The sequence below is a fragment of the Bacillus sp. RCC_6_1 genome (genome assembly GCF_041360755.1).
Taxonomy (GTDB): Bacteria; Bacillota; Bacilli; order Bacillales; family Bacillaceae_G; genus Bacillus_A; species Bacillus_A cereus.
On record NZ_JBFUPV010000004.1, the window covers coordinates 247,375 to 264,198 of the forward strand.

Sequence of the window (16,824 nt, forward strand, 5' to 3'; positions counted from 1 at the left end):
TAATTTAGCGGAATGTTACATCATCTTTATTTAAATATCTTTTATAGTAGACATTCTCTCATTGACACAATCTAGTATGTTAGCAATGGGGATATCAAAATATATTTATAATTATTTTCTGTTTAATAGCAAAAAACGAACACCCTCTCACAATTAGATAAGGTGCTCGTTTTCATTTTTATCGGTAATTCTCAATTCATTTTAGCTTCTTTCCAATAAGCAAAGATTAAATTAACTTAAAAACAAAGCGTTTTAAATTTAATTCACAGATCTTACTGAAACTTGGAATTGCCCCTTAGAACCATCATCATTTGAAACGTAAATTTTATATGTTCCATTCGGTAATGGAGATAAAGCATTCCGTACATTTGTAACATTAATTTGTTGTTCTCCAGGTTTTATATAACCACCAACAATTAGCTCTGTATTTGGACCTTTTACACTATATCCCATTGTATTTTGACCATTATTTTTCATAGAGAAGCTTAAGTCAGTACTCCCATCATATACGAAAGAAGTTACAGCCTCGCCACTATAATTCATTGTTTGGGTTAATAATAAGTCTGCAGAAACATGTTCAACTACATGAATTGGATCATTCGTTTTGTGTACTTCTTCAGCATAAGTATTATTCCCTAACACACCAAGTGTTAATGCTGAAACTACTCCACAACTAAGCACTAGTTTATTTAACTTCATTTTAAGTTCCCCCTTGATGTTTGTATTCTATTACCATCATACATCCTTTTTTAAGTGCGTTTTTATGTAATAATTCATATCTATAAACCTATATATTTTAACTTTTCGCCTTAATAGTTATTGAGAAAGCCCCATAGATAAAGCTACAATATTACACTTCATAAAAAACATGTAAATTTTAAAGTCTTTTTCTAACAAAGTTTTATACGAGTAAGTACCAAAATACTCAAATAAATAGCATTTCTATTTCAGATAAAATGTACTAATAAAATTTTTCTAAAATTTCACTTTGTAATTTGATATATTCCATGTTAATATAACGAAGGCTACAAAACAGGAGTCACCACGCATATCATTTTCACAGAATATTCATACTTAAAAAGACTTATTTTATCAGTAACTCAATCCAAATTTCACCTATACAAAAGTTAGTTTATGATTTCATATGTACATAAATTTAAATAGATTTTTTATCTATTATTTTTTTCTATTTTCCTTATCAATTTTAATACGAGTAATATAACAGCACTTTTCAAGTACCCTTCCTTTTTTAGATAAAAAGTCTACTAATACTAAACATCTATGTCCAACTCATACATAATTCTACTTACAAACTATCGGAGATGCAAAACTATGGGAATTTCTACTCTTTTATTAAATACCTTTATTATAATAATTTGTATCCTTAGCTATCACGTATTTTGGCTAGAGTTTAAAGAAAAAATAACATGTAATAATATGTTATTTTCTATCCTTTCCTCCATTGCTATTATTTTTTGTATGACTTTTCCTTTTCATTTACATGTGGGATTTATTTATGATTTACGTTTTATTCCTATAATATTAGTTTTTCTATATGGAAATACAAAAAACATTGTTTTTATAGGAATTTTATATCTTTCTTACCGGTTTTACTTAGGCGGAAATGGCGTTCTTCCATCATTTATTATCTTTACTATCATTTCTGTTATAACAATGCTCTTTCGTTACTTATTACCTATGTATTTTAAAGAAAAAAAGATATTATTAAGCTTACTTCTTATTTTAGTATGTACAGCTTCCCTTTCTATTTGCGGTATTGTAACTCAAATAAATACAGGAGGTAAAATAGACTCTACTCTCATAGAATTTTTATTAAATTATATAGTCATTAATATTTTCACAGTATTATTATCAGTTTATTTTATAGAGGAAATGATTGAGAAATATAAAATGAAAGAAAAACTGCAACGGGCTGAAAAATTTTATATAGCTAGCGAACTAGCAGCGTCAATTGCACACGAAATCCACAATCCACTAACCACGGTACATGGATTCACTCAATTATTAAATGAAAAACATGCCTCTAAGCTATCTCAGGATCAATACTTAGAAATCATGTTAATTGAAATGCAACAAATACAATCTACTATTAATAACTATTTATCTTTAACCAAACCACAGAATACCCTAAAAGAAAAAATAGATATTAATCACATTTTAAATCAGGTGAAAGATACTATTTCACCACTCGCTCTATCATACAAAGTTGAAATCAAACAAAATAGTACAGATTCCTTTTATATAAATGGAGACCCCGAAAAATTCAAACTCTGTCTAAACAACATCATCCAAAACGGAATTGAGGCTATGAAAAATGGTGGATTATTACAAATAAATATACAAAAAGTAAAAGGAAATATCATGATTGATATTATTGATTCAGGAATTGGGATGTCATCTCAACAAATAAAACGAATTGCTTTGCCATTCTATTCAACAACAGAAAAAGGAACTGGGCTTGGTACTATGATTGCTTATAGTATTATTAAAGAATTAAACGGAGATATAGAAATAGAGAGTGAATTAGGTAAAGGGACACGCTTTTCTATTAGTATCCCTTGCTAATGTGATAACAATTTTCTGTTTAGTTAATTACATAAATGAATTTTAAGAATCCCGCTAGCTAGCTTACTTATTAATTATCTTAAATTCATATGCGTTAATTAAATATAATAAGGATCAGAGCCTATCTATTGTTACAGATACACTCTGATCCTTTAGTTTAATTCAATTAAAAACACTTAATATTTATAACTTTTCTTACATCGTGATGAAATACTAGTTCATCGATTTTATCTTATTTACTGATTAGATTGGTTTAATATAAATATAACATCTCGCGACACTTAATTTGTTATTATCATTAGAGACATTGCCTGCAGTTGTTTTTTCATTAAAGTACAGACCTTTTTCCATTCATTGAACAAGATAACTCCCCTTTTACTACTTCACTTCCACCGTATAATTCCCTGTCCCCCCGCCATACTGATACACATGTAAATAATACTTCCCTGGATACGTATAGTAACTACCTACTAGTTTATTCCCTTGTTGCTGAGCATACGTAACATAATTATTTAAATCTGCTTCAGAATAAAGTACCCAGTTCATTCCAATATTATTTTCATTCGTTACGTTAATTTGAAGGTTTTTAGCAGTCTCCACATTAATTTCAAAGAAATCACTTGTATCGCCATTTCCTAAACTAGCACGTAAAACTTGATTTAACTGCAATTTGTTTGCTGTTTGGAATGAGTTATTCGGTTCTTTTTCTACACTGTTATCTTCTTTCTTTTGAACAGTTACAGTCGCTGTAGCAGTATTAGTTGCTCCTTTATCGTCTGTTACCGTTAATTTCGTCGTATACGTTCCTTCTTTTGTATATACGTGAGTTGGATTTTGCTCATTACTTACTGCTCCATCACCAAACTCCCATTTATACGAAGTAATTTTCCCGTCTTCATCTTTTGATCCGTCGCTTGTAAATGAAATTGCTTCATTTACATTTCCGCTATACGGACCGTTTATAACTGCAACTGGTGCTTTATTCTCTGCACCTTCTTCTGTATTAATACCGTGGAACACAACATCATATTCAAATTGTCCTGATGTATTCACGCGATAATTTACAAAGTATGCTGTTACTGTTTTATAGCCTGTCCATTCCTTTGCACTTAAACGTTTTAACGTATCATTAACGTTTTGTGTAATTGTTTTCCAATCTTCATATTCTCCTTTTGCTGCAGTTCCTGTATATGTTCCTTGTAGTGTGAATGTATTAAAGAACTGTGATTTATTTTTCTTCACTGATACATTTTTCAATTTTGCTTCCGCTGTTATTTCTGCTGCAATATCTGAAACTGGCTTCGATGCATGATTCGCTAAATAATCGTCTGATACTAATGGCACATTATATTTCTCACGATTATCAACTAGCATTTGCATATAGTCCTGATATTCTTTATTTAAATTCGCATCTTTACTTAATGTAGAGCGATATGCATCATATGCTGTTACATCATTTTTCCTAATAAGATCATGTATTTTATCGAACATATCATATCTCTTATTGTACATATACGATTGTAAAGCAAAGGAATAATTATAGAAATCCCACGTTCCATACTTTGCATTTAACGTTCGCTCTGCCGTATAACGCTCTGCTGGATTTGAAGATAATCCTCCTATAATACTCTTTCTCGGTACAACATTATCCGTTCTCGTTGCCCCTGCAAAAAATTCAGCATTTCCTTCTTCAAACCAAGATAATCTTTCATTTTCATATATTTTCCCTTGTCCCCATAACCCTGGTACTTCATATCTACCTTGTAAATAATGCGTGAACTCGTGTCTGAATAATTCTTCTAAACTATAAATACTTTCTTCTGGCGTACGCTCATAAGTAAAGAACGTACCTGTTCCTTCTATATAAAGACCACCGTTATTCGTTTCATAACCGTACAATTGACGATTAAATTGATATTCTGCTGGGCTATTATAAATAACCATCGTTAATACATCATCAGGATTTCCTTTTTCTAAAGGTTGATCACTTTCAACCGTACGATGGAATTGTGCCTTTACTTCTTTTGCCGCCCAATATAAACGTTTTACTTTTTCTTCTGTCACTTTATCTCCAGCTTTTAAAACAATTGCCCCATCATCAAACGTATACGTTTTTGGCAAATATTTTTTCTTTCCATCTTCTCTTATTTGATCTAAATTCACCACTTTACCATTTGCATCTTTTCCGCCATAATTCGTTGCAATTTGCTCAGCAGCTACGAAATATTGCTCCCCTAAATACGGATACATTTTCATCGCATCTGTTACAACTTGTAACCCTTTCGTTCCTGTACTATGGAACATACCGAGTCTACCTGTATAATAAATGCCATTATTAATAAGCCAACCGTTTTTTGCTGTAATCGTTCCCATTAATGCAAAACGACTTAATTCATTAATATAACTATCTATTTTCTGATACCATACTGTATCTTTCGGTGCTTTCCTCGTATCGTACAAATACGATTGAATGTCGTAATCAACACCTTGCATAATATCGTAAATAGCATTTCCAGCTGAAAGATTATCTACTAATGTAGAAAAATTATCATTATATTGTTTAAAAATCTTTGCAGCCGATGTTATCGTTTCCATATCGCTCGAAGCGTTTCCTATTAACTTTCCGTATGATGATACCACTCTATTTTGCTCTAATGTACCCAGCTTAAAATTTGAATTGTTAGCCATCGCTTTTAATGCAGGTAAGCATTTATCATGATAACTCCGTTCATTTAATTTACTAAGTTCCGAATTATAAAATCCTAAATAAAATCCTGAACGTAATACCTCTACTAATGTCTCAATCCCTTTTGAATCATCCTTCGTATAGGCTTGTCCTTGCTGCTTCAATTTATCAATAATCGTCTGCATCCTACTATCATTTTGATAGAATGCTAGACTGTCTGTATTAAACTGAAATAGCCCCGTAATTTGCTCCCAATCAATTGTTACAAGTAAATCTACTAACTGCTGATTGCTTAATTGATTTAATTCGGCAATTGTATAAGTTTTCGCTACAGCTAATTGCTTACTTTCTTTTTTCACCTCAGGTGGTCTTTGTGATAAATCGGCAAATTGTAACCTTTTCTCAAAAGACTTGCTTTCGAGCACTTTCGATGAATGAGCTAATTCTTGTACTGGTAGTTGTACACCGACTGGCTCCATTTTGAGCACATTTCGATAAGAAACTTGCTCTCCCTTAGTATCTTCTGCCAAACTTACCCCTTGAAAACTCCCTAACATTAAACTAGCAAAACTTACCCCTACTAACATTTTCTTTGAATAGCCTTTCATGCTCTCCCCTACCTTACATTTTTAGTGTCCCGCTCCATTATTTTACTATTTTTACTTTTTGTCCTGTATTGAGAAAAAATAAGGTAACGTTCACACATGTATCCATTCCATATAAAATTAACGCTTGACTTTCCGTGCATTTTATATCAAAAAAGATAGATAATAGCAAAATTCCTGCTACATCTATCCTCATTTTCAACACTATGATTTTAACTTTATAAATGTAACTTCCGGTAATGTTTGCATGTGCTGAATAAACTCATTCTTTTCTTCTGACGATATATTTTTCAGTTGCATCCCTACCTTATAAACAGTTTCTGTACTTTGCTGTGAAGCTTCCACCTCATATGAGAGTATTGGGATGCCTTTCACTTGTAGTGTTTCTAATATTTGTTGTACCGCTTCATGTTTATTTACAAACATTTGCACTGTTATATTTTGTGGAAATAAAAATTGCACCTTAAAAATACGACTTACAATTTCTAAACCAATTAAAACGAGAATCGTCGCTCCAATACCTACTACATACATTCCCGCTCCAATTGCTAATCCTATGCCGGCAGTAGCCCATAAACCAGCCGCGGTCGTTAATCCTTTCACCGCCTGCTTTTGAATAATAATTGTGCCTGCACCTAAAAAACCAACTCCACTAACGACTTGTGCTGCAATACGACTTGGGTCTAGAGACATATGCTCTTCAAACACAATATCTGAAAAGGCATATTTCGAAACAACCATTATTAACGCACTTCCTACCGCTACGAGGAAATGAGTCTTTAATCCAGCTTCTTTCGATCGAATTTCTCTTTCAATACCAATCATTGCTCCTAACAAGCCAGCAACACCGATTCGTATAATAAAATCAAAATCTACACTCACGAGCACTTCCCCCTTTCATTCATTATAGATAGATAAAACAAAAATTATCACAAACATCCTTTTATTTACATATAGGGGTACCGCTAAAATATACTTAATACTCCGACCGTTTTATGTTAATATTTAAAATATTAACACGAAATAAATAACTTCTAATTTTAAACCTTCACTAATTTTCTAAAAAATCAAAGATGAATTACGTGAAATTAGGTTGAGAAACTATGGAAAACGCTTTCAATTTGTATCGTAATTTTTTATAAAAACTATATAAATAAAGGAGCTTACTAACAATGAACGTCTCATTACTCACACCTACTACTGATTTACAAGAAGAATACTTAGATTTCTATAACGAATGGAAAGATAGCGGTGAAACAATGATCCCGTGGGTTATCTCAAAAAATCCTGCCAACTTCCCAGCTATGGTTCAAGAACTTCTCGATGCGCATAACGGAATAAATATCCCTGAAACTTGGGTACCAGACTCTACATATTGGCTTGTTACAGATGAAAATAAAATTGTGGGAGCTGTTAATATACGTCATAGTTTAACCAAACATTTATTTAACGCTGGCGGTCACATTGGTTATGGCATTCGCCCTTCTGAAAGAAGAAAAGGTTATGCTACGAAGTTACTAGCATTATCATTAGAAAAAACGAAGGAGTTAGACATCACGAAAGTACTTGTCGTTTGCGACGCTGTGAATACCGCTTCTGAAAAAACGATTTTGCATAACGGCGGGATTCGTGATGATGATTTCACTGAGGAAGATGGGAATATAGTAAGAAGATATTGGATTGAGCTATGAATAATCACAAATAAGCGAGAAAGTGATTATACACTTTCTCGCTTATTTTACACTGCTTCTATTTCAAACTGCACTGTAATACCACTTGGATCTACCACCACAAACCCATTTGTAGTTTCATTTATTTCATGTTGTTTTTCTATTAATCTTTCTTTCACTTCGTCTAACGCTTCTTTATGCGGTAGTACAATAGCATATACCTTTAGTCCAGTTGCATATACTGGTGGGTGTGGATTGTTTACTCCGTTCCACGTATTTGCACCAATATGGTGATGATATCCCCCTGCTGAAATAAATAAGCAATCCTCTTCACGCTGTTGTACTTCAAAACCTACTGTTTCCACATAAAATTCATGTGATTTCTCTACATCAGCTATTCGTAAATGTACGTGCCCAACGACAGTATTAGCAGGCAAACCATCAAAATCATAATCAACGAGTGTTGCCAATTCTTTTAAATCAAGTGGTGTACTTCCTCCTGATCCTTCTCCCCATTGATCACGCGGACGGTCTGCATAAATTTCAATACCATTCCCCTCTAAATCTTGCAAATAAAAAGCTTCGCTATATGTATGATCACTTGCACTATTAAACCTTGAAATTGGTAAAATTTCATTTGAATATGTATAACGCCCTTCTTGCTCATCCGGGCTGTCAATTACATTCTTATTACGAAGAACCCCAAATAGCGCAGAAGCAAAAGCTTCACGAGTCGGAACTAAAAAGGCTACATGATATATACCAGTCGTACGCGGTTCTTGCAGTACCCCGTCCTCTAACTTTTCAAGAACAAGTAACGCGTTCTTTCCACCTTTTCCAGATAAATATGCTTTATTCCCCTCTTGCTTAATTACCTCTAATCCTACAACATTCTCATAAAAAGCAATTTGACGCTCTAAGTCTTTCACTTTAAATTCAACATGACCAATACGTGTTTTCGGATGAATTTGTACCATGAATAACTCCATCTCCTTATCCCTATATTTTTCCATTACATATAACCGTTACTATGAAGGATACAACTAAAATCATCCTATGTAAATAAGAAAAGTCAGAATTTATATACATTTTTATTTTCATAATAAAAATGCCACCTTTTCTAAATTTCAGAAAAGGTGGCTTTATAACTCTTATCTCATTTTATGTACTTCAGCAACTAGCTTTCCACCCTGAATGCCCATATAAAGCTTCACAGGTGCATCATTCGTATTTTCAAATACTAAATCTAAATATGGATATGCAATTGTAGCATCTCTTCCTTGTGGAACATAACCTACCGTTTTAGAATGTGTAGTTCTCTCCACCATTTTCAGGCCAGCTTGATCTGCTGCATTGTATAAAGTTGAAGATGTTTGACAAACACCACCGCCATATCCATCTACTAATTTACCATCAACTATTTCTTTCCCTAATTGATATCCTTTATCTGGTGTTGTATCACCGATTAATGAATTAAAAGAGAAACGGTCTCCTTTTGCTAACACAACTCCATTTATGCTCGCTGCTGACAAACGAATATTCTCAATACGGCCACCTGTTGAACCACCTAAGTTCGTTTCATATCTACCAATTACCGCACCATTTCCTTGCGCATCACTTAATGTTGCGACTGGTTTTTTCTCCACGATCGGCAACTGATACGTAGCATCCCACATACCAACATTTAACAATTTATCTACTAATTCTTTTTCCATTAATTCATAAGAAGGTTTTCCTTCTTGCCAACTTCCATCAGGTGCTATACGTGAAGGAACCATTTTTTTGTCGACGCTTTTTCCAATCTCACCAACAACCTTTGTGACAGACTTTTTAAATTTCGCTTCATCTTCAAAATAGCCTAAACTAGATAAATCTAATTTTTTCACTTCAGTACCAGTTCGACCATCAACTAAACTAATAGTATCCTGTACTTCTGCTTTAGCCTCTACAGTGTGCCCACCAATATCACTTACCAATGCAACATCACTTACTTTTGCACCACAGCCACTCATTATAGCTACACATAACACCCCAACTAATATACCCTTTACTTTACGGAACAATATACTCTCTCCCTTTCCCCAACATCACTATTATGTATTTATTTCATTTTTATGTATGTTTTGTTACAATCATTTTACAATATGTTTATAAAATGTTACAAGTTATTTTTCACTCTATATAAATTACTCTTTTCTTTTATAAATGTCTATACATATTTACATAAAAGTTTGAGTTTGATAGAATTGTAACTTTTATGTAAACTCTCCCTTTTATCCAGTATATACCATTACACAAAAGAAATACAAATCAAAAACCCTCAAGCTATTTTTTATAAAGTGAAACTGTAATCAGTGGGGGTCTTATTGCCCAGCAAATAGCGCGATAAAGAGAAATCCCGTCAACATAAATAGGTATTTGCCGTGCCACCGCTCCGCTTTTGCACATACATTATGGTGAATTCAACCTATTTTAAAGAAATGGAGGATGTTATTATGTATCCCTACAATCCATATGATCCATATAATCAATATGCGTACCAACAACCACAGTATGACTTACAAACACAATATCAATCTTATATAGATCAAGCAGAGCAAACGAATCCATATGAATCTGACCAAAATAGACAATTTCAACTTCCAATCTCTTTTCCTGGCACTGGAAATCGTCAATTAGAAAGACGCGTAAATGAGCTTGAACAAAGAGTACGTCAACTAGAAAATACAGTTGAGCGCCATACACGTAGACTAAACCGCTTAAATCAACGTTTACGCACAGTAGAAAACAGACTAAACATTCCATTCACAGCATTAGAAGACGGATTTTAATCGAGAAAATAAAGATTATATAAAGGAAGGGGCTTCCCCTTCCTTATATAAATTGACGAAAGTTTTTTCCATCTCTATACTGATAAGAGTTAATGAAATGAAACAAGGTGATAAATATGGATTTTGAAATAAATTATCTTTCCTTTTATGTTGTACAAGTAGAAGGAAAAGGTGAAGCAGTTGATAAACGCTACAAACATTTTCAAACTTTAGACGCTGAAGAATATGAAGATAGCTCCTTAAAAGAATTTTTAAATGGGGAGTTATTAAAAATATCGAAGCGAAAAGTAGAACGTCATGCAAAAACAGAACAAGCCCCAACAAAAATTGGTCGCTTTATTGTAGAAGAAGGGCACGAACTTGATTCAAACCCTCATTACAACCTTTTTAATCGTATTCGCTTTGCAGAAACAAAAGAAAACTTTAAAGATATGAGCGAACCTCTCGTTTATACATATCTTGACACAAGCGCTGTACGTGGTGGTGTATTTTTAATTGCTCAGGCAAAACTACGCAAATACTTTGATGATCCATTCGTATTCGTAATGAAATGCGACTTTGAACCAAAGGTTGCTTCTATTTCTGATGAATCAACACTGATTCGTAACGTTGAAATGGCCATCACAACAAAGAATATGAAATCTATCCAATATCCGTACATGCCTGAAGAAGGAATGGTTGAAGTAGGCGAACTAAAAATACATCAAGCATCACATGCCCGCTACTTTGAAGACTTCTTAAAATTCGTCGAATATGAACGCTCTATGCCTGAAATTATGAAAACACAAGTAATGGACATGGTATACGACCAAATTGAAGATGTATTTGAAGAAGGTACGGAAGAACGCGAACAATTCGACCAAGCGATGGAAGTATGGGCTGCCAGTCCGAAACGCGAAATTATGGAACAATTTTCAACTGAAGAAGTAATGGAAGCAACCGCTCAAATCGTCGAGCATGCTCCTGAAGTGGAATTAAAACTAAAAGCCGATCATATCTCTGTGAAGGCGTTGCTTGCGGATTTTGGGGATCAAATACATATTGCGAAGGTAAATGATCGATATGTACTTATGATTGAAGCAGACACACTTACATTTGAAAAAGGCTTCTCTCCTATTGAGTTTCTGAAGCCAGATGAGCTGCAAGATGTGATTGAGCGGATTGAGAATAAGCAGCAGTATTCGTTTGATCCGAGCGGTATTGAATAAAGTGAAACTTTAATCAGTGGGGTTTTGTTCATCCCCCACTAATTATTAGCCCTCACCAATCGGGCTTTTACGGGATAAATACTTCCATATAACTGTTGTTACTGGGCGCTTTTAATAAGCGCTCTTTTATTTATATTAAAAACCGATTCTACTAAGAATCGATTTTTCTGCTTTATAATAAAACATGTTTATTTTTAAATTTTTTTGATGCAAGATGACATTTGTTGCAGAATCAAATATATCCCTTCCTTGTTATACAGGCTTATTTCCATTAGAAATATCTACTTCAATATTTCTAGTTGACCAAGTCCTTCTATAAGTTGTTAAAATGCAAATTTCACTTTACTACCTCAAATTTATTGTACTCGTAAAAAGATAATTGAAAACGATATTCCGGATGTTCTCTCACCCAATCGTAGGCTTCTTCTAAAATTTCCATTTTGTTTTGCAAGTCATTAAGTTCACTACATTCGTCCCTTTTCTGTTTGCACAGAGGGCAGAATCCATTCACTATTTCCGCACTCGTCGCCCTAATAGTTTTACTTTCTAAATCAACTACTAGACGAAGAATAACAGAATGCTCTTCTTTTGTAGTCACCTTCATTTCAGCAATCCGATCCTCATTCCAAAAGACACCGTTTAATTCCATCTTTACTGTGACATCTTTAATATCCAAGTCTACCACTATCATACCTCCCTTGTACAAAACTCAATCTTACTCTTCTATTTTAAACTTTAATACACCACAACTTAAAGAGATATTAAGTTTTTTCCAATTCTTCTTTACTATGAAAGAAAGTGTAGTTAATGCTAATTGTGTGGTAAATATTATCCCAAAAACTAAAACAGTTAAAATGTTAAAGATTGTTTCCATTAAACTACACTCTTTTCTTTATATATATTTTTATTTTATTAATACAGTTTAAAACTCTTATTACGTCTTAACACTCCCAAAGCAATTATAATGTACAATCACAACAACAAGTTGATGCCTATTTAATATCAATACGCTGTTATTACATGTATGTAGTTAGAGATGGAGGAGCAATTCATTTAACCTCTGTATTCTCCTCCATCTCAGCCAAATACCTAATCTGTCGTTCCGCTTTTCTCACTGCTGTACGAAAATGTTTTTTCAGGAGTTCTACTGTATTTTCACTTATATAATATCTTTCCGTTATACTTTCCCACGTGTCACCACTTTCAAATGTACTCCATTCAAAAGGGCGTTCTGTATTTTTCTTTAGTTCTTTAAACACCCATTTTCGCATCTTTTTTTTCGCTTTTTCTGTTAGTTTTCCGTTTTTTACAAGTTCAAGTTCACCATGTCTTTTGTATCGCTTATTAATATCTCTCTCGCTATACACTTTAAGAAGTATATTTGCTGTATTTTCAGCATCTGCTAAAGCACGGTGCTGTTTTCCTTCCCACGTTAAAGCGAGCTGTTCTACCGCAAATTGTAAACTTGGCGTATGTTCAAACAATTCCTCATATGCTTGGAAAACAAATTTTTGCAAATCAATTCTATTTTCTTTTTCTATACTTGGGCATTCAACACCATATAATGTACAATCATGAGATAGAAAGCGATAATCTTCTTTTCCCCATGAAACAAATATAGAACCTTCGCCGATGAACTGAATAAATTTCTCTATAATTTGAGGGAATTTTTCTACACCCATTAAATCTTTTTTCGTAATACCGGTTAATTTTGTTGTATGACGAGTTAATCGTGCACTTGGTTTTACTAACTCCGAAAATTCTTCAATTATCTTCATTGTACCTATTTCTATTTTTACAGCTCCGATATCAACTATTTCTGATGGATCTTCTGATTTATACGGTCTGAAATTCCTTTCAATATCAAACACAATGAAATGTGTAGCGTTTTTCAATTTATTTACCTCTTTCTAAATTGCTTTTCACACAAACACTTTATTTTCAGTATTTATTTATTCATGTACTTTATACAAAAATACTCCGAATAAATAAATGAAAATTCAGTCTTGTTATGATATGTAAGTAGGAGGACATCTATAAAAGTGCAAAAAAAAAGAAGGGCGAGCCCTTCTTTTTTCAAAAATTACTTCTTGTTTACGTTAGTAGCTTGAGGTCCACGGTTACCTTGTTCTACTTCGAAAGTAACTTCTTGACCTTCTTCTAAAGTTTTGAAGCCTTCGCCTTGGATAGCTGAGAAATGAACGAATACGTCTTCTCCGCCTTCAACTTCGATGAAACCGAAACCTTTTTCTGAGTTAAACCATTTTACTTTACCGTTTTGCATGAAAAAAATCCTCCTACAATGTACCTATATGTACATATTCATTTTCAACCACCTTACAATAATAAGCCAGATATTAAAAAACTGCAACCCCTGAGGAGATTTAACATTGCTATCCTCCTCGGAAGTTACAGCTCATTTAAATCTCTATATTATTAAAAGTAAAATGGTTTAAACATACTATATCATATCAATATAATAAAAGTAAAGTTTTTTCTTAAATTATTTTTTGTTCCCACTGCATTGCTTTTAATTCACCTGATCCGGCTACTACATAACCCTCTTTTTGATTAACAATGCGCCATCCGTGCCCTTTAACTGAATCACATACTGTAACAATACCTTCTTCAAGAAGCACACGGCACACACTACTAATACCCGCCTTATTTTGCGTTGAAGTTGTATATAAAACATGTTGATCTACACTTAAGTCTAAATAACTACTTGCTTTCTGCTCACTTTGACATGTGTGCCAATATATTTTTTCACTTGCAATACTTTCATCTATTTTACAATAAGAAATATTCCCGCTAACTCCCTTGCACGATCCACTTGCCGCTACTAAATAAGAATTGTGTAAAGTCAACGCGGAGATCATTTGATTCATCGCAATTTTAATCCTCTTTAATTTACGTGTCTTCAAATCAAAGAGCCAAACACCACCATATTTAGCATGTATTTTCGTACCAATAAATAAGTAATGTTTATATAAAAATAACGATCGAATAGACGGTGCCGCACTGCCATACTCAAGAAACGGATGAATAGTTTCCCATGTCGAACCGAAATTATTAGAAAGATACAGCGTTTTTTCTCCATGAGCAACAACAGTTCCTTGTACATTGCTACATACATTCCAACTCGTTGCTTTTGTTGGAAAACGCTGAATTGTCCAGTTCTCTCCACCATTCATACTACGAATAAAAATCCCTTCGTCACCTACACCATAAACTACATTATCTTCGCTATGTAAATCCCTAATTCGTTTTTGAAAACCATTTAAAATTCGTTTCCATTCTCCGTCTTGTTCAACAAATAAGCCATTATATGTAGTAGCTAACAACAGTTTTCCATCTCTTAACTTTGTAATAGCAGTTGCACTTAACATTGTCTCCACGTTGACACTCCCATTCTTAGAACTTCTCAGCAAATGCAATTGCAAAATTACTGCATTTTTCAACATCCTCTTCATCTTCTGGAGCTAATTCTATTTTTAGCCCTTCTTGTACAAGCTCTGCACCGCGCTCTACAAGACGTTCTTCAAATATCGTTACCGCTTCACAAAACAGTTCATACGCTGTATCACCCGATCCGAACACCGCTACCTTTTTCCCAGCTAAATCTATATTTTCTAAGTCATCATGAAAATCTTCCGCTTCAAATGGTAATTCACCATCGCCCCACGTATAAGATCCTAAAATGATTCCATCATAAGCTAATAATTCTTCAGCATCCATGCCTTCCATTTCTTGCAATACTACTTCATGATCAAAAGCATCTAAACTAACTTTAATTAAATCAGCAATACTCTCTGTATTTCCTGACATACTTGCATAAGCTATTAAAATTTTTGCCACTTTGGCATCCCCCTCTAACAATAAATGATTCTCATTCTCATTATATTAATAATGAGAATCAATTTCGATTGATTTTTTTCTACTTTTATTTACATTTCACATCTGACTATTTATATTTCATTTTAAATATCTACATTCATATTCAACTATTGCCAAATCTATCTTCAAACATTATTGTATTATCATCATTTCACATTACTTATTTCAAATAAAAAATGTTTTTGTATCATGCTCAATCTCTAATCAATTGTTCACTTTACAGAAAGAGGAGTCCTTATGATGAGAAAGTATTTTATTAGATTTTTAAAAGCAACCTCCCTTTTAACAATATTCTTACTAATAGGAGCTGCTATTATTTTATTCGGTACTTCATACGGTCATAATTTACGTGTTATCGCAGCCGAGAGTATTTTAACTTCTCAGCATCCACAATATGCAAAATTCACGTTATTGTCTGATGAAGAATTAAATGATATTTCTCAATCCATCACAAATCCAAAATGGAAAAATAGTGAATTTTTAACTTCTAAACTTTCAAAAAAAGAGTTAGAAAGACGAAAAGATTTACCACTAGATGTTTCTATTGAAACAATAAAGAAAAAATATAATGATCATTTTTTCGAAGGGAAATTAATGACAATTAGTAATCCATTCAACGTAAAACTTGTTACCCAGCAAGGTTCAGAAGGTAAAGACGTCGGAGAAAAAATATACGTAATGGCAAAGCGAAACCATGCAGTTGCCGCTGTCAATGCCAGTGGTTTTTGGGATGAAACCGGGCATGGTGGTGGTAAAACCGGAATCGGTATTGTTATTGAAAACGGTAAAGTTATAAACACGCCGAAAGATATTAATACCCCTACCCTCACTAGTGGTATTACAAAATATGGACAAATGGTTTCTGGAGAGTTTTCTGCTAACCAATTGTTAAATAAAAATGTTGTTTCCGCTGCTGGATTTATGCCTCAGCTAATTGTAAATGGAGAAAAAATGATTACAAATGATGGTGGTTGGGGATATGGCCCTCGAAGCATTATGGCTCAGAAAAAAGATGGATCGATTATGTTTTTCGTCATTGATGGTAGACAACCTCATAGCATTGGTGCTTCCTTGAGAGATTGTCAAGATATTCTTTATGAAAAAGGTGCTGTCAATGCGATGGCAATGGACGGTGGATCATCAGCAACATTATATGCAATGGGAGATATTTTAAATATCCCTTCCACCTTATCTCATAAATCACGCTATTTACCAAACGCATGGGTAGTTACAGCGAACCCTAAGCAACAAGTTCATGTAACAATAGACGGTAATTCTGCGAGCTCTCAAAAAATTTCTGAATTAACAAGGACGACTGCTATAGCTTTCAATAAATAAAAA

15 protein-coding genes are annotated in these 16,824 nt (G+C 33.5%); 5 read left to right on the forward strand and 10 right to left on the reverse strand.

Annotation, left to right across the window (positions count from 1 at the left end; genetic code table 11):
* Nucleotides 1-258: 258 nt before the first annotated feature.
* Nucleotides 259-699, reverse strand: a complete 441-nt coding sequence (locus tag AB6801_RS15570) for a hypothetical protein (protein WP_000773526.1) — start codon at nucleotides 697-699, stop codon at nucleotides 259-261.
* Nucleotides 700-1,332: 633 nt separating this feature from the next.
* Between AB6801_RS15570 and AB6801_RS15575 the strand changes: the two genes are divergently transcribed.
* Nucleotides 1,333-2,586, forward strand: a complete 1,254-nt coding sequence (locus AB6801_RS15575; RefSeq protein WP_000513018.1) for a sensor histidine kinase — start codon at nucleotides 1,333-1,335, stop codon at nucleotides 2,584-2,586.
* Between the two features lie 378 nt (nucleotides 2,587-2,964).
* Here AB6801_RS15575 and colA read toward each other — a convergent pair whose 3' ends face one another.
* Together colA and AB6801_RS15585 are read right to left on the reverse strand one after the other, a co-directional pair.
* Nucleotides 2,965-5,880 carry a collagenase ColA gene (colA, locus tag AB6801_RS15580; protein WP_097999282.1) on the reverse strand — a complete coding sequence of 972 codons (2,916 nt, stop codon included), beginning with the start codon at nucleotides 5,878-5,880 and terminating at the stop codon, nucleotides 2,965-2,967.
* A gap of 201 nt (nucleotides 5,881-6,081) precedes the next feature.
* Nucleotides 6,082-6,759, reverse strand: coding sequence for an MgtC/SapB family protein (locus AB6801_RS15585; RefSeq protein WP_000109721.1), 678 nt, complete (start codon nucleotides 6,757-6,759; stop codon nucleotides 6,082-6,084).
* 290 nt (nucleotides 6,760-7,049) lie between these two features.
* Here AB6801_RS15585 and AB6801_RS15590 point away from each other — a divergent pair, with 290 nt between their 5' ends.
* The gene (locus tag AB6801_RS15590) at nucleotides 7,050-7,568 is read left to right on the forward strand and encodes a GNAT family N-acetyltransferase (protein WP_001103121.1); all 519 of its coding nucleotides are present in this window, start codon (nucleotides 7,050-7,052) and stop codon (nucleotides 7,566-7,568) included.
* A 47-nt stretch (nucleotides 7,569-7,615) separates the two neighbouring features.
* Here AB6801_RS15590 and AB6801_RS15595 read toward each other — a convergent pair whose 3' ends face one another.
* The gene (locus AB6801_RS15595) at nucleotides 7,616-8,524 is read right to left on the reverse strand and encodes a VOC family protein (protein WP_061655519.1); all 909 of its coding nucleotides are present in this window, start codon (nucleotides 8,522-8,524) and stop codon (nucleotides 7,616-7,618) included.
* 174 nt (nucleotides 8,525-8,698) lie between these two features.
* On the reverse strand, nucleotides 8,699-9,610 hold the full coding sequence (locus AB6801_RS15600; protein ID WP_000488972.1) for a VanW family protein: 912 nt from the start codon (nucleotides 9,608-9,610) through the stop codon (nucleotides 8,699-8,701).
* Nucleotides 9,611-10,042: 432 nt separating this feature from the next.
* On the opposite strand from AB6801_RS15600, the gene AB6801_RS15605 reads away from it, so the two are divergent.
* On the forward strand, nucleotides 10,043-10,378 hold the full coding sequence (locus AB6801_RS15605) for a hypothetical protein (protein WP_058840212.1): 336 nt from the start codon (nucleotides 10,043-10,045) through the stop codon (nucleotides 10,376-10,378).
* 116 nt (nucleotides 10,379-10,494) lie between these two features.
* Complete coding sequence (locus tag AB6801_RS15610; protein ID WP_000345046.1) at nucleotides 10,495-11,586, forward strand: DUF3900 domain-containing protein; 1,092 nt, start codon at nucleotides 10,495-10,497, stop codon at nucleotides 11,584-11,586.
* Nucleotides 11,587-11,923: 337 nt separating this feature from the next.
* Here AB6801_RS15610 and AB6801_RS15615 read toward each other — a convergent pair whose 3' ends face one another.
* The 5 genes from AB6801_RS15615 to AB6801_RS15635 form a co-directional block, all read right to left on the reverse strand.
* Nucleotides 11,924-12,271 (reverse strand): hypothetical protein, encoded by a 348-nt coding sequence (locus tag AB6801_RS15615; RefSeq protein WP_000227983.1) that lies wholly within the window; start codon nucleotides 12,269-12,271, stop codon nucleotides 11,924-11,926.
* Between the two features lie 364 nt (nucleotides 12,272-12,635).
* Nucleotides 12,636-13,481, reverse strand: coding sequence for an exonuclease (locus AB6801_RS15620; protein WP_000786417.1), 846 nt, complete (start codon nucleotides 13,479-13,481; stop codon nucleotides 12,636-12,638).
* A gap of 188 nt (nucleotides 13,482-13,669) precedes the next feature.
* Nucleotides 13,670-13,870 (reverse strand): cold shock-like protein CspB, encoded by a 201-nt coding sequence (gene cspB / locus AB6801_RS15625; RefSeq protein ID WP_001179150.1) that lies wholly within the window; start codon nucleotides 13,868-13,870, stop codon nucleotides 13,670-13,672.
* Between the two features lie 214 nt (nucleotides 13,871-14,084).
* Complete coding sequence (locus AB6801_RS15630; RefSeq protein ID WP_058840211.1) at nucleotides 14,085-14,984, reverse strand: WD40/YVTN/BNR-like repeat-containing protein; 900 nt, start codon at nucleotides 14,982-14,984, stop codon at nucleotides 14,085-14,087.
* A gap of 16 nt (nucleotides 14,985-15,000) precedes the next feature.
* Nucleotides 15,001-15,444: a flavodoxin gene (locus tag AB6801_RS15635; protein WP_001062752.1), complete on the reverse strand. Its 444-nt coding sequence runs from the start codon at nucleotides 15,442-15,444 to the stop codon at nucleotides 15,001-15,003.
* Nucleotides 15,445-15,723: 279 nt separating this feature from the next.
* Between AB6801_RS15635 and AB6801_RS15640 the strand changes: the two genes are divergently transcribed.
* Nucleotides 15,724-16,821: a phosphodiester glycosidase family protein gene (locus AB6801_RS15640; protein ID WP_001233794.1), complete on the forward strand. Its 1,098-nt coding sequence runs from the start codon at nucleotides 15,724-15,726 to the stop codon at nucleotides 16,819-16,821.
* Nucleotides 16,822-16,824: the final 3 nt, after the last annotated feature.